General features: G+C 71.3%; 13 protein-coding genes. 8 read left to right on the top strand and 5 right to left on the bottom strand.

The features are described from left to right. Both VGL30_RS03915 and secG read right to left on the bottom strand, forming a co-directional pair. Window positions 1–1,450: CTP synthase (locus VGL30_RS03915; protein ID WP_331536977.1), on the bottom strand; the 1,450-nt coding region annotated here is incomplete at its 3' end. 103 nt (window positions 1,451–1,553) lie between these two features. Continuing rightward, a complete protein-coding gene (gene secG / locus VGL30_RS03910) occupies window positions 1,554–1,982 on the bottom strand; it encodes a preprotein translocase subunit SecG (RefSeq protein ID WP_331536975.1) in 429 nt (142 codons plus the stop codon). Between the two features lie 88 nt (window positions 1,983–2,070). Between secG and VGL30_RS03905 the strand changes: the two genes are divergently transcribed. Then, on the top strand, window positions 2,071–2,610 hold the full coding sequence (locus tag VGL30_RS03905) for a GNAT family N-acetyltransferase (RefSeq protein ID WP_331536973.1): 540 nt from the start codon (window positions 2,071–2,073) through the stop codon (window positions 2,608–2,610). A 36-nt stretch (window positions 2,611–2,646) separates the two neighbouring features. Here the strand turns inward: VGL30_RS03905 and tpiA are convergent, their stop codons facing one another. Further along, window positions 2,647–3,390, bottom strand: coding sequence for a triose-phosphate isomerase (tpiA, locus tag VGL30_RS03900; protein ID WP_331536971.1), 744 nt, complete (start codon window positions 3,388–3,390; stop codon window positions 2,647–2,649). Window positions 3,391–3,512: 122 nt separating this feature from the next. On the opposite strand from tpiA, the gene VGL30_RS03895 reads away from it, so the two are divergent. Together VGL30_RS03895 and trpE are read left to right on the top strand one after the other, a co-directional pair. After that, a complete protein-coding gene (locus VGL30_RS03895) occupies window positions 3,513–5,450 on the top strand; it encodes a peptidylprolyl isomerase (protein WP_331536969.1) in 1,938 nt (645 codons plus the stop codon). Further along, on the top strand, window positions 5,447–6,979 hold the full coding sequence (trpE, locus tag VGL30_RS03890) for an anthranilate synthase component I (protein ID WP_331536967.1): 1,533 nt from the start codon (window positions 5,447–5,449) through the stop codon (window positions 6,977–6,979). Before VGL30_RS03895 ends, trpE begins: the two co-directional genes overlap by 4 nt. 10 nt (window positions 6,980–6,989) lie before the next feature. Here trpE and VGL30_RS03885 read toward each other — a convergent pair whose 3' ends face one another. After that, window positions 6,990–7,199, bottom strand: a complete 210-nt coding sequence (locus tag VGL30_RS03885; RefSeq protein ID WP_331536966.1) for a hypothetical protein — start codon at window positions 7,197–7,199, stop codon at window positions 6,990–6,992. Between the two features lie 80 nt (window positions 7,200–7,279). On the opposite strand from VGL30_RS03885, the gene VGL30_RS03880 reads away from it, so the two are divergent. The 4 genes from VGL30_RS03880 (at window position 7,280) to lexA (ending at window position 10,503) form a co-directional block, all read left to right on the top strand. Next, window positions 7,280–7,870: an aminodeoxychorismate/anthranilate synthase component II gene (locus VGL30_RS03880; protein ID WP_331536965.1), complete on the top strand. Its 591-nt coding sequence runs from the start codon at window positions 7,280–7,282 to the stop codon at window positions 7,868–7,870. A gap of 2 nt (window positions 7,871–7,872) precedes the next feature. After that, entirely contained in the window at window positions 7,873–8,898 is a 1,026-nt protein-coding gene (gene trpD / locus VGL30_RS03875; protein ID WP_331536964.1) for an anthranilate phosphoribosyltransferase, read from the top strand. Then, window positions 8,895–9,683: an indole-3-glycerol phosphate synthase TrpC gene (gene trpC, locus VGL30_RS03870; protein ID WP_331536963.1), complete on the top strand. Its 789-nt coding sequence runs from the start codon at window positions 8,895–8,897 to the stop codon at window positions 9,681–9,683. The genes trpD and trpC overlap by 4 nt, the downstream gene beginning before the upstream one ends. Before the next feature lie 130 nt (window positions 9,684–9,813). Continuing rightward, window positions 9,814–10,503 carry a transcriptional repressor LexA gene (gene lexA / locus VGL30_RS03865; protein WP_331536979.1) on the top strand — a complete coding sequence of 230 codons (690 nt, stop codon included), beginning with the start codon at window positions 9,814–9,816 and terminating at the stop codon, window positions 10,501–10,503. A 199-nt stretch (window positions 10,504–10,702) separates the two neighbouring features. Here the strand turns inward: lexA and VGL30_RS03860 are convergent, their stop codons facing one another. Then, the gene (locus VGL30_RS03860) at window positions 10,703–12,826 is read right to left on the bottom strand and encodes a ComEC/Rec2 family competence protein (RefSeq protein WP_331536962.1); all 2,124 of its coding nucleotides are present in this window, start codon (window positions 12,824–12,826) and stop codon (window positions 10,703–10,705) included. Between the two features lie 58 nt (window positions 12,827–12,884). Between VGL30_RS03860 and gltX the strand changes: the two genes are divergently transcribed. Beyond that, window positions 12,885–14,203, top strand: a 1,319-nt coding sequence (gene gltX / locus VGL30_RS03855; RefSeq protein ID WP_331536961.1) for a glutamate--tRNA ligase, incomplete at its 3' end; no start/stop codon positions are given.

Below are 14,203 nucleotides of genomic sequence, written 5' to 3'. Positions count from 1 at the left end.
CCTTCGCCTCTAGCCCCTCCCGGTACGCCGTGTTGACCTCATAGCGATGCCGATGCCGCTCGGAGATGCGCGTCGAGCCATAAATCTCGGCGATCTTCGAGCCGGGCGCGAGATCGGCCCAATAGGCGCCGAGCCGCATCGTGCCGCCGAGATCGCCCACCTTCGATCGCTTCTCCAGCTCGTTGCCGCGCAGCCATTCGGTCATGAGGCCGACCAGCGGCTCCGGCGTCGGGCCGAACTCGGTCGAATTGGCTTGCTCGATCCCTACGAGATTGCGTGCAGCCTCGATCACGGCCATCTGCATGCCGAAGCAGATGCCGAAATACGGTACGTCGCGCTCGCGGGCGAACTGCGCCGCCCTGATCTTGCCCTCGGCGCCGCGCTGGCCGAAACCGCCGGGCACCAGAATGCCGTTGACGTGCTCGAGGAACGGCGCCGGGTCCTCGTTCTCGAACACCTCGCTCTCGATCCAGTCGAGGTTGACCTTGACCTTGTTGGCGATGCCGCCATGCGAGAGCGCCTCGATCAGCGACTTATAGGCGTCCTTCATGCCCGTGTATTTGCCGACGATGGCGATAGTGACATCGCCTTCCGGGTTACGGATGCGCTCGTTGATGGTGTTCCAGCTCTGCAGCTCCGGCGGAATCTTTGGCGCGATGCCGAACGCAGCGAGCACCTCATCGTCGAGGCCGGCGACATGATAGGCCTCGGGCACGGCGTAGATGCTGTCGGCGTCGCGCGCCTCGATCACGGCACTTTCACGCACGTTGCAGAACAGCCCGAGCTTGCGCCGCTCCTCCTTCGGGATCGGCCGGTCGGTGCGGCACAACAGAATATCCGGCTGGATGCCGATCGAGCGCAGCTCCTTCACCGAATGCTGGGTCGGCTTGGTCTTGAGCTCGCCCGCGCTCGGGATGAACGGAAGCAGCGTCAGATGGATGTAGACGGAATGATCGCGCGGCAGCTCGTTCTTGAGCTGGCGGATCGCCTCGAAAAACGGCAAGCCCTCGATGTCGCCGACGGTGCCGCCGATCTCGACCAGCACGAAATCGAATTCGTCGTTGCCCGAAAGCACGAATTCCTTGATCGCGTTGGTGACGTGCGGCACCACCTGGATGGTCGCGCCGAGATAGTCGCCGCGGCGTTCCTTGGTGATGATGTCCTGATAGATGCGCCCGGTGGTGATGTTGTCGGCCTTGGTGGCCGGACGCCCGGTGAAGCGCTCATAATGACCTAGATCGAGATCGGTCTCGGCGCCGTCATCGGTCACGAACACCTCGCCGTGCTGGTACGGCGACATGGTTCCGGGATCGAGATTGAGGTAGGGATCGAGCTTGCGAAGGCGGACCTTGTAGCCCCGGGCCTGCAGCAGGGCGCCGAGCGCCGCCGATGCCAGACCCTTTCCAAGCGAGGAGACCACGCCGCCGGTGATGAAGATGTACCGCGCCATGGGCGTTCAGGTTAGCCGTGATTCGGGCCGGCTGCGCGGTTCGATTCGTCGCAGGCCCGGCGTTGAAGGATGCGCCGGAATGAGCGGCGTCGCGGAGGCCCTCTCAGGGCTGGGCGGGGGCGTCGCCGGCCGGCGCGGGCGCGAACGGGTAACGCAGGGTGGGCGTGGGGGCCTGCAGCGGGCCGGGCCGGGCCGGCTGCACGGGTTCCGACGGCGGCGCGGCCGGCGCGGGCGCCGCCGGCCGGTTGAGCTCGCGCGGGTTAATGGCGTCGACCTTGATCCGGTCGACCACCGAATCGCCCGAGTGCGCACGGCCGGACAGCAGCGTCAGCGTCAGGCTGAGGACGAAGAACGCGATCCCCAGGCCCCAGGTCACCTGGGTCAGCAGGTTCCCGGCGCCGCGGGCGGTCATGAACCCGGACGGCCCGCCGCCCATGCCCAGCGCCCCGCCTTCCGAGCGCTGCAGCAGCACCACGCCCACCAGGCAGATGCAGACGGCGATATTCAAAGCGAGCAGAACGGCGAACAACATGGGCGATCCGGTGCGTTCGGGCGGCCACGCCGCACGAAATGAAGCGCGCGCTCTACCATCGAGCGCCGCGCGACGCCATACCTAGGGCGTGATCGCCGAAAGTGGAAGCCGTCCGATCCTGGAGACGCCGCGCCTGCGGCTGTCGCCGCTCGTCATCGAGGACGCGGCGCACATCTTCCCGATCATGAACGATCGCGAGGTCATGGCCCACTGGGACTGCGGCGAGATCGACGACCCGGAGCTGGTGGCCGAGATCGTCCGGGGCCAGGTCGCCGACATGGACGCCGGCCGCTCCATCCACTGGGCAATCGCCGCCCTCGACGGCGGCGCCTTCCTGGGCTGCTGCGACCTGGAGGCCATCGACCGGTGGCACCGCCGCGCCGAGGTGGGTTTCATCCTGGACCGCGCGGCGTGGGGCCAGGGCTATGCGCTGGAGGCCATGCGCTCGGTGGTGGGCTATGCGGCGGTCTGCGGCGTCCGCAAGCTGGGCGCCCGCACGCATCTGGGAAACCGACGTTCGGAAAACCTGCTCAGCGAATTGGGCTTCGAGGAAGAGGGCGTGCTGCGCGGCCATGTGCTGCGCGACGGCGAACGCCGCGACTGCCACCTCTTCGGCCTCCTGTTGTAGGCCGACGACCTCTGCGGGAGGTAGGGGAAAGGCGCCTCAAACCCCGCGGATGATGCCCAGGAAGTCCTCGGCCTTGAGCGAAGCGCCCCCCACCAGCGCGCCGCCCACCTCGGCGGCGTGCAGGATCTCGGCGGCGTTGGCCGGCTTCACCGACCCGCCGTAGAGGATCGGCGCCCGGCGGCCCGTCTCCCCGAACATCTCCACCAGCACCGCGCGGATCGCGGTGTGCACCTCCTCGATCTGCGGCGTGGTGGGGGTGAGCCCGGTGCCAATGGCCCAGACAGGCTCGTAGGCGACGCAGAAGTCCCGGCCGGCCAGCTTCGCCGGCAGCGACCCCCTCGCCTGTTCCGAAACCACCGCCAGCGCCCGGCCGCCCTCGCGCTCCGCCAGGGTCTCGCCGACGCAGACGATGGGCTCGAGGCCCGCCCGCAGCGCCGCGCGCGCCTTGTCGGCCACCACCGCGTCGGTCTCGCCATAGCCCGCCCGCCGCTCGGAATGGCCGACGATCACCAGGCTGGCGCCGGCGTCGGCCAGCATCTCGGCCGCCACGTCGCCGGTGAAGGCGCCCGAGGCCTTGGGGTGGCAGTCCTGCCCGCCCACCAGCACCGCGCCGCCCGCCAGCGCCCGCGCCAGCCGTTCGACCAGGGTCGCCGGCGGGCAGATCGCCACCCGCGCCGGGGTGGCGCCCAGTCCCGCGGCCACGGCCCTCGCCTCGTCCATGGCGGCGGCCAGGCCGTTCATCTTCCAATTGCCGGCGATCAGGGGGACGGGCTGCGTCATCGGGCCTCGCGTTGAGTGTGCAGGGCGCGGTTAAGCCAAGCGGCCGGTTCTGTCACCTGCTTGCGGTGACCGGACGGCCTCCACTATACCGCGCGCTTACGCCAGCGCCCGGAAAGGGTCCCATGCTCGCCGCTACCCGCGTCTTCGCGAAATCCTGGCCCGCCCGTGTGCTGGTGGGCCTGCTGATGGTCGGCTTCGTCTTTTTCGGCGTCCGCAGCGGCCTGCAGGGCTCGTCCCACGCCGCGTCCTCGGTGATCGTCGCCGGCCCGCGCAAGGTCACCCCCGACGACTTCAAGCGCGCCTGGGACAACTTCAAGCGCGGCGCCGAGCAGCAGGCGGGCCAGCCGCTCTCGCTGGAGGTCGCCGACAAGAACCACCTCGACAAGCGGGTGCTGGACAGCCTGGCTACGCAGGAGGCGCTGGCCGCGGTGATCACCAGGATGGGGATCCACCCCTCCGACAAGCTGCTGGCGGGCGAGCTGCAGAAGATCCCGGCCTTCTTCGATCCGGTCACCGGCCGCTTCGACAAGGCCCAGTACGAGCAGATGATGCGGGAGAACGGCCTGACCCCGCCGCAGTTCGACCGGATCCTCGCCGACCAGATCGCCCAGGCGCACGTGGCCGCGGCGCTGCAGGCCGGCGTGCGCGTGCCCCGCGCCTATACCGCCCTGGTGGCGATCTACGGCCTGGAGAGCCGCGACTTCAGCTACTTCGCCCTGGGCCCTCAGAGCGTCCCGCCGCCGGCCCTGCCCACCGACGCCCAGCTTGCCCAGTTCATGAAGGAGAACGCCAGCCAGCTCATGCGGCCGGAGTTCCGGGTGCTGACCCTGGTGCGCTTCAGCCCGGCCCTGGTGGGCGCCAGCCTGCCGATCGACGAGGCGGAGCTGAAGAAGCGCTTCGACTTCCGCAAGGACACGCTGACCAGGCCCGAGATCCGCACCCTGGTGCAGATTCCCGCCAAGGACGCTGCGACGGCGGCGCAGATCGCCGCCCGCCTCTCCAGGGGCGAGGCGCCCGAGGCGATCGCCAGGAGCCTCGGCGTCGACGCCATCACCTATGCCGACAAGCCCAAGGCCGCGATCGCCGACCGGCAGGTGGCCGAGGCCGCCTTCGCGCTTGCCGCCGGCCAGGTCAGCGGCGCGATCAAGGGCGCCCTGGGCCTGGCGGTGGTCAAGGTGGCCAAGGTCACGCCCGGCCACGTCCCAACCCTGGAGGAGGTCCGCCCGGCTCTGGAGGCGGAGCTGCGCAAGGACGCCGCCGGCGAGAAGGTCTATGCGCTGAGCCAGGCCTATGACGACGCCCACGCCAAGGGCGCCGGCCTCGCCGAGGCGGCGCAGAAGGCCGGCGTGCCGATCATGACCCTGCCGCCGATCTCCAGGCAGGGCGTGCTGGTCACCGGCCAGCCGGTGCAGGGCCTGCCGCCCAAGGTGCTGGAGACCGCCTTCAACCTGCCCCAGGGCGGCGAGAGCGAGGTCGAGGAACTGGGCGGCGGCGAGTACTACGCCGTGAAGGTCGAGAAGGTCGTCGCACCGGCCATGCCCGCCCTGGCCGAGGTCAGACCGATCCTCACCCGCTACTGGATGTCGCGCGAGATGATGAAGCGCCTGCAGGCCCGCGCCGACGAGCTGAGCGCGCGCCTGAAGAAGGGCGAGAGCGTCGAGGCGGTCGCCACCGCCGCCGGCGCCGGCGTGACCCGGGCCGTGGGCCTCGACCGGGCCAGCGCCGGCCAGAACAAGACCCTGTCGCAGGACGCCCTGATCAAGGTCTTCGGCGCCAGGCCCGGCGACGTCCTCGTTGCGGAGGGGACCGCCTTCGGACTGGTCGTCGGCAAGCTGGACGCGGTCCATATCGACGGCGGACCCAAGCTCGCGCAGCTGACCGAGGCCGCCCGCCCGCAGATGTCCCAGACCATCGCCCGCGAGATCCTGGAAAGCGCCAGCGTGGCGGCCGGCGCAGAGCTGAGGCGCGCCGGCAAGCTGAAGACCAACCCGGCGCTCGCCCGCTCGGCCATCGGCATGGAGCCGGAGACCCCCGACGCCAAGGCGGGGAAGGCCAAGTGAGCGTCGAGCCCGCGTACGGGACCTTCGAGCAGCTCTATGCGGCCGGCGCGCCCCAGCTGGTCTGGCGCCGCCTGATCGACGACCTGGAGACCCCGGTCTCCGCCTATCTGAAGATCGCCCACGGCCGGCCCTACGCCTTCCTGTTCGAATCGGTGGAGGGCGGCGCCTGGCGCGGGCGCTACTCGGTGATCACCCTGAATCCGGACCTCGTCTGGCGCTGCCGCGGCGACGTGGCCGAGGTCGCCGAGGGCGAGGACATCGCCGCCGCCCGCTTCACGGCCCAGCCGGGCGGGGCGCTGGAGTCCCTGCGCGACCTGCTGGCCGCCTCGCGCATCGAGCTGCCGCCCGGCCTGCCGCCGATGGCCGGGGGCGTGTTCGGCGCCATCGGCTACGACATGATCCGGCTCGTCGAGCGCCTGCCGGACGTCAACCCCGACGCCCTGGACCTGCCCGACGGGGTGATGACCCGCCCGTCGGTGGTGGCGATCTTCGACGCCATCGCCCAGGAGATCATCCTGGCCACCAGCGTGCGGCCGGGCCCGGCCCCGGCCGCCGACGCCTACGCGGCGGCGCAGGGCCGGCTGGGGGCGATCGTCGCCGACCTGAAGGGCGCCGCCCCGCCGCTGACCGGCGCGGGCCGGCCCGAGCCCGACCGCTTCACCACCCCGGTCGACCGGGCGGCCTATGGCCGGATCGTCGAGCGCGCCAAGGACTACATCCGCGCCGGCGACATCTTCCAGGTGGTGCCCAGCCATCGGTTCCGCGCGCCGTTCGCCCACGACCCCTTCGCTCTCTACCGGTCGCTTCGCCGGACGAACCCTTCGCCGTTCCTGTTCTACCTGAACTTCGGGGACTTCCAGCTCGCCGGCTCCTCGCCGGAGATCCTGGTGCGCCTGCGCGACGGCAAGATCACCATCCGCCCGATCGCAGGCACCCGGCCGCGCGGCGCCACCCCCGCCGAGGATCTGGCGCTGGAGCAGGAACTAATCACCGACCCCAAGGAGCGGGCCGAGCACCTGATGCTGCTCGACCTCGGCCGCAACGACGTGGGCCGCGTGGCCATGCTCAACCGGCCCGGCCAGAATACGCCGGCCCCGGCGTCCAGGGGCGCCCACGTGCGGGTGACCGACAGCTTCTTCGTCGAGCGCTACAGCCATGTGATGCACTTGGTCTCCAACGTCGAAGGCGACGCGCCTGAGGGCCTGGACCCGGTCGATGTGGTGATGGCCGCCCTGCCCGCCGGCACGCTCTCGGGCGCGCCCAAGGTGCGGGCCATGGAGATCATCGACGAGCTGGAGACCGAGAAGCGCGGCATGACCTACGCCGGCGCGGTCGGCTACTTCGGCTGCGACGGGGCGGTGGACACCTGCATCGTGCTGCGCACCGCCCTCTTCAAGGACGGCATGATGTACGTCCAGGCGGGCGGCGGGGTGGTGGCCGACTCCGACCCCGACGCCGAGTACGACGAGACCCTGCACAAGGCCCGCGCGCTGCGCCGCGCCGCGGAAGAGAGCTGGCGGTTCATCTAGGCGTCGGGGCTCAGCGCAGCTGCTGGTCCACGAAACTGTGGTCGGCGACCACCGGCGGGGCGATCACCATGGCCACCGCGAGGCCCAGCGCGCAGACGGCGGCGAAGGCCGCCGCCGCCAGCGCCGGCCACATCCGCGGCGGGCGCGGGGCCGGCGGCTCCAGCAGCGCCCGCGCCAGGGCGAGCGCGTCCGGATCGAGGGCGGAATCGGCGGCGGCCATGCGCGTGAACATCGGCCCTTCCGCCGCGTCCGACAATCCCGGCGCTTGGCGCGGAGCCCGCCCAAGCTTAGAGAGGCGGCATGATCCTGGTCGTCGATAACTATGACAGCTTCACCTACAACCTCGTCCATTACCTGAACGAGCTGGGGGCGGAGACGCTCGTCCACCGCAACGACGCGCTGACGGTGGACCAGGCGCTGGCCCTGCGTCCGCACGGCGTGCTGCTGTCGCCCGGGCCTTGCACTCCCAACGAGGCGGGCGTCTGCCTGGGCCTGCTGGCGGCCGCGCCGGCCGACCTGCCGATCCTCGGCGTCTGCCTGGGCCACCAGGCGATCGGTCAGGCCTTCGGCGGCCAGGTGGTGCGCGCCAAGGCGATCATGCACGGCAAGACCAGCGCCATCCGCCACACCGGACAGGGGGTCTTCAAGGGCCTGAAAACCCCCTTCACCGCCACCCGCTACCACAGCCTCTCGGTGCCTCGCGAAACCCTGCCGGCCGAGCTGGAGGTCACCGCCTGGACCGAGGACGGCGAGGTCATGGGCCTGCAGCACCGCACGCGGCCCGTGCACGGCGTCCAGTTCCACCCGGAATCCATCGCCACCGAGTGCGGGCACGAACTGCTGGCCAACTTCCTGGCCCTCGCAGGCGTGACGCCGCTCGCCCACGCCTAGCCATGTCCGACGCCTTCAAGCCGCTGCTGGGCCGCCTGGCCGACGGGGCGACGCTCTCGCCGCAGGACGCGCAAGAGTTCTTCGCCGCCTGCCTGCGCGGCGAACCCACCCCGGCGCAGATGGCCGCCGCCGTCACCGCCATGCGCCTGCGCGGCGAGACGGTGGGCGAGGTCACCGCCTGCGCCCAGGCGATGCGCCAGGCCTCCCTGCAGCTCGACCACGGCTTCCAGGTGATCGACGTCTGCGGCACCGGCGGCGACGGCCTGCACACCCTCAACATCTCCACCGCGGTCACCTTCGTGGCCGCCGGGGCGGGGCTGAAGGTGGCCAAGCACGGCAACCGGGCGCTGTCGTCGAAGTCCGGGACGGCCGACGTCCTGGCCGAGCTGGGGGTGAACCTGGAGGCGACCCCCGACCAGCAGCGCCGGGCCCTCGACGAGGCCGGGGTCTGCTTCCTGTTCGCGCCGGCCCACCACGGCGCCATGCGCCACGTGGGCCCGGTGCGGGCCGAGCTCGGCTTCCGCACCCTGTTCAACCTGCTGGGCCCGCTGACCAATCCCGCCGGGGCGCAGCGCCAGCTCCTCGGGGTCTACGACGCCCGCTGGGTCGAGCCCCTGGCCCGGGTGCTGGGCGCGCTGGGCGCCGAGCGGGCCTGGACGGTGCACGGCGGCGGCATGGACGAGGTCGCCACGACGGCCGAGACCGACGTCGCCGAGTGGCGCGATGGCCAGATCCGCCTGTTCCGCATCACGCCGGAGGCCGTCGGCCTGCCCCGCGCCGTCCTCGCCGACCTCACCGGCGGCCCGCCCGCGCAGAACGCCGCGGCGCTCAGGGCCCTGCTGGACGGCAAGACCGGCCCCTACCGCGACATCGTGCTGCTCAACGCCGCCGCCGCCCTGCTGCTCGGCGACAAGGTCGAGACCCTGCGCGAAGGCGTGGCGCTGGCCGGCCAGGTCATCGACGACGGCCGCGCCCGCGCCGCCCTGGACCGCCTCGTCGCGCTTACCGCGCCGGGAGCCGGCGCATGACCGACATCCTGCAGCGGATCGCGGCCTACAAGCGCGAGGACGTGGCCGCCCGCATGGCGCGGACCTCCCCGGCCGCGATCGAGGCCGCCGCCCGCCAGGCCGCCCCGCCCCGCGGCTTCCGCGCCGCGCTCGAGCGCCACCGCGCGCCGGGCAGACTCGCCCTGATCGCCGAGATCAAGAAGGCCTCCCCCTCCCGCGGGCTGATCCGCGAGGACTTCGCCCCCCCGTCCCTCGCCCGCGCCTACGAGGCCGGCGGCGCGGCCTGCCTCTCGGTGCTCACCGACGGGCCGAGCTTCCAGGGTTGCGACGCCGACCTGATCGCCGCCGGGGCCGCCGTGGCGCTGCCCTGCCTGCGCAAGGAGTTCCTGGTGGATCCGTGGCAGGTGGCCGAATCGCGCGGCCTCGGCGCCGACGCCGTCCTGGTGATCCTGGCCATGGTCGACGACGCCCTCGCCGCGGAGCTGATCGCCGAGGCCGCCCGCTGGAACATGGACGTGCTGGTCGAGACCCATGACGAGGACGAGCTCGACCGCGCCGGCCGCCTGGGCGCGGACCTGATCGGCGTCAACAACCGCGACCTGCGCAGCTTCGTCACCGACCTCGCAGTCACCGAGCGGCTGGCGGTTCGTGCGCCGAAGGAAGCCCTGCTGGTCACCGAGAGCGGCATCTTCACCCCCGCCGACGTCGCGCGGCTGGCGGCGGCGGGCGCGGGCGCCATGCTGGTGGGCGAGAGCCTGATGCGCCAGGCCGACGTGGCGGCCGCCGCCGAGGCGATTCTCGCCTGAGCTTCGCGGGCGCGCCCCTACGGCCAAGATTTCCCTGGGATTCCAATCCGCAAAGGGTAACTTGACATTAATAGGGAACACCTAGAGAACATTCACAGACGTTTGTGATTTGTTCTCGAAGGGCTCGACCATGCTCACCCGCAAGCAACACGAGCTGCTCATGTTCATTCATGAGCGGATCAAGGAGTCCGGGGTTTCGCCCTCCTTCGACGAGATGAAGGAAGCGCTGGACCTGGCGTCCAAGTCCGGCATCCACCGGCTGATCACCGCGCTGGAGGAGCGCGGCTTCCTGCGCCGCCTGCCGCACCGCGCCCGGGCGCTGGAGGTGGTGAAGCTGCCGCAGCAGGCCACCAGCGCCGCCCCGCCCCGCGGCCGCCAGCCCTTCAAGCCCCAGCTCGTGGATCCCAACTCCGGCGCGCCCGTGGCGGCCAACGACACCCGCGACCTGCCGGTCCTGGGCCGCATCGCGGCCGGCACGCCCATCGAGGCCATCCAGCAGGAGCGCGACCGCCTGCCGGTGCCCGAGGTGATGCTGGGCGCCGGCGAGCACTTCGTCCTCGAGGTGCAGGGCGATTCGATGATCAACGCGGGCATCCTCGACGGCGACTTCGTGGTCATCCGCCGCACCGACGCCGCCAACTCCGGCGACATCGTCGTGGCCCTGGTGATGGGCGAGGAAGCCACGCTGAAGCGCTTGCGCCGCAAGGGCGCCTCCATCGCGCTGGAGGCCGCCAACCCCGCCTACGAGACCCGGATCTTCGGGCCGGACCAGGTGGCCGTGCAGGGCAAGCTGGTGGGGCTGATCCGGCGGTATCATTGAGGAAGTTGGCGGCCAACCTTATCAGTGACGTCATCCCCGGCTGAAGCGCGAAGCGCGGAATGCCGGGGACCCAAGAACGCCGCGCTTCTTGCTGTTCACGGACCTCGGTGATCATGGGGCGCCGGACGAGCCCGGCGATGACGTTTAGAGGGAACAGTTCGTTCGAAGCGGGAGTTTAACGACGCTCCGGCTCCCGTCCTCACAACCCGTACCACCAGCTCCAGGGGCGGCGTCCGCGCAGGTCCTGGGCCCAGACGGCGCGCCAGCGGCCCTCGCGGCGATAGAGTTCGACGGCACCGCGCCGGCCGAAGTCCTGGCCCGTGAGCACCAGCCGCCCCGGACAGGTCGCGGGATCGGCTTGACCCCGCACGATCACCACCTCCGCATATCCGCAGAGCGCCGCCAGACGGCCGGCGTCCACCGGCTTGCGGCTCCAGACCATGGCGACCGGCGGCGCCTGTCCCGGCCGCGGCGCACAGCTCCAGCGGTCGCAGGCGTAGAGGCCTCCGCGGACCACCTCGTCCTTCACTGGCGTCAGCCCGCGCCGGCGCGCCCAGAGCTCGGCGGCGAACAGCTTCACGTCCGGCCGGAACAACAGCGCCTCGTCGCCGCGGCGGATGGCCGCCGCCGCCCCGTCGGCTGCGACCCACAGGTCCGGCGGCGTCGGCCTCGGCGCCAGACTGACCGCCAGCGCCAGGGGCAGACCCGCCCAGCGAAGCGGCCCGCGCCACAGGCAGAGCCAGAGGATTCCGAAGAAGGCCGCCGGCAGGGTCCAGTTCGGCGCGCTGGCGACGATCCAGGTCGCGTGCGGGGCGGTCGCGGCGGCATGGGCGATCGTCAGCATCAGCTCGACCCCGAAGCCGGCGACGGCCAGCGGCCAGTGGCCGAACCCCAGCGGCGTCAACGCCGCGCCCACGGCCAGCGCCGGCATCATCAGGAAGGAGGACACCGGCGCCACGGCGAGGTTGGCCGGCAGGCCCCAGACCGAGACGCGGTTGAAGTGCTGGATGGCGAAGGGGCCGGTGGCGAGGCCGGCGACGAAGCTCGCCGCGATGCTGGCGCCCAGCCAGACGCCCGTCGCCTGCACGGCCCGGATCGGCCAGGGCGTGTTGATCTCCCGCACGGGCGGCCGCCACAGCTCGGCCAGCGCCACCAGCGCCGCGGTGGCGGCGAAGGACATCTGGAAGCCGGGCTCGGTCACGGCCTCCGGCTGCAGGGCGATGATGGCCAGCGCCGCCAGCGCCAGGGCGTGCAGGCTGATCGCCTGCCGGTCGACAAGGATCGCGCCGAACGCCACCGAGGCGGTGATCGCCGCTCGCTGGGCCGGGGCCGGCGCGCCGGACAGCACCAGATAACCCAGCACCGCCGCCAGCCCGAACGCCGCGGCGGCCTTCTTGCCGTGAATGCGGAGCGCCAGCCACGGCCAGGCGGCGATGGCCAGCCTGGCGCCGGCGAAGGCGAAGCCACCGACGATCGCCATGTGCAGGCCGGAAATGGAGATGATGTGGGCCAGGCCCGCCGCACGCAGGTCGTCCACCTGCGCCTGCGGGATGAAGGCCTCGTGGCCCGTGGTCATGGCCGCCGCCAGGCCGCCGCTCTCCACCCCGAGGTCCTGCACGATCCGTTTCGCCAGCGCCCAGCGCACGGCGTTCACCCGCATTGTCCAGCGCAGCCGCCAGGGCGCGGGCTCCGGCGCCGCCAGCGTCTCAGGCGCGCCCAGCGCGAAACCCACCCCCCCGACGCTCTCGAAGAAGGCGTCGCGGGCGAAGTCGTAGGCGCCCGGGCTGGCCGGCGGCGGCGGGGCGTTGATCATCGCCAGCATCCGGACGGCCTGCCCCGGCGCGGGGATCGGCCCGCCGCCGCGCAGGGTGACGCGCACCCGGAGCGGCGTGTCCTCCGGCCTCCAGTCGCCGATGCGGATCGGGGCCAGCAGCAGGCGCGGCCCGCTCACGCCCGGGCTCGGCACGTCCACCACCCAGCCCTCCAGCCGATGCGGTCGCACATCGGCCAGCGCGATCGGCGCCTGAACCCGCTCGGTGCGCAGCTTGGCGAGGCCGAAGCCCAGCAGGCCGCAGGCCGCCAGCATCAGCGCCACGGAAACCGTACGGCGGCCTGACCAGCGGCGCGCGGCGACCAGCAGCGCCAGGCCGGCGGCGAACACCAGGGCGGCGGCCCAGGCCTGCGGCTCCCGCGGCAGAACGAAATAGATCCCCGCCCCGCTCCCCAGCGCCACCGGCGCCCACAGGCCGGCCTTATCCGATTGCCGCGCGCCCTGGGCGCGGATCCAGGCCATCGCCCGCGACAGGCTAGGAGCGCCGCGCACGGGCGTGTTAAGCAGCCCCGCCCCGCCCGGGGGCGAGCCTTCAGCCGCCTCGAGTTCCATGCCCGATCGCCCCGTCGTCACCCGGATCGCCCCGTCGCCCACGGGCGACATGCACATAGGCACCGCACGCACCGCGCTGTTCAACTGGCTATATGCACGCCATACGGGCGGGAAGTTCCTGCTGCGCATCGAGGACACCGACCGCGAACGCAGCACCGACGCCGCGACGCAGGTCATTCTGGAGGGCCTGGACTGGCTTGGCCTGGACCGCGACGAAGCGACGGTATTCCAGTCCACGCGTGCCGCCCGCCACGCCGAGGTGGCGCATCAAATGTTGGCCCAGGGCAAGGCGTATTACTGTTACTGCACGGCCGAAGAGTTGCGGCAAATGCGCGAACAGGCGGTCGCCGAGGGAAGGTCGCCTCGGTATGACGGCCGCTGGCGGGATCGCGATCCGAAGGAGGCACCGCCTGGCGTCAAACCCTCGATCCGGCTGAAAGCGCCGAGGGACGGCGAGACCGTGGTCGAGGATCTGGTGCAAGGCACCGTCCGTGTTGCCAACGCCGAAATGGACGACCTCATCATCCTGCGCAGCGACGGCACGCCCACTTATCTGCATGCCGTTGTGGTCGACGACCATGACATGGCGATCACCCATGTCATTCGCGGCGATGACCACCTGACCAACACCTTCCGCCAGGTGCAAATCTATCAGGCCGTCGACTGGGCGCAGCCGGCATTCGCTCACATCCCGCTGATCCACGGCGCCGATGGAGCGAAACTGTCCAAGCGCCACGGTGCGGTTTCCGTTCTCGAATTCCGCGAGGAAGGCTTTCTGCCCGAAGCGGTGGCCAACTACCTGCTTCGCCTTGGCTGGTCGCACGGCGATCTGGAAGTGCTCGACCGCGACGAGGCGATCCGGCTGTTCGACATCCACGATGTCAATCGCGGTGCATCGCGCATGGACTACGCGAAGCTGACCCACCTGAACGGCATTTATATTCGTAAGGCCGATGACGACCGGTTGGCCCGTGACGTGCTGAACCGCCTGGCCCATCGTCCAGACCTTTCTCTGGGCTCCATCGCCGCGGGACGCATTCGCGCGCTGCTGCCGCACCTGAAGGAACGTGCCAAGACCCTGGTGGAGCTTGCCGATTCGGCGGCGTTCCTGGCGCGCGTGGTGCCATTGCCGATAGAGCCAAAGGCAGCCGGCCAACTGACGGCGGAGGCAAGGCTGCTGCTGCGCGACGTCGGCCAGGCACTGGCAGCGACCGATTTTACGACGCCTGCCCTGGACGCTGCGCTGCGCAGTTTTGCCGAGCAGTCGGGGCGCAAACTCGGCCAGGTGGCCCAGCCATTGCGGGCGGCGCTGACCGG

Source organism: Phenylobacterium sp. (assembly GCF_036502675.1).
In the GTDB taxonomy this organism is placed as follows: domain Bacteria; phylum Pseudomonadota; class Alphaproteobacteria; order Caulobacterales; family Caulobacteraceae; genus Phenylobacterium.
This window is presented reverse-complemented; position numbering and strand designations above follow the sequence as displayed.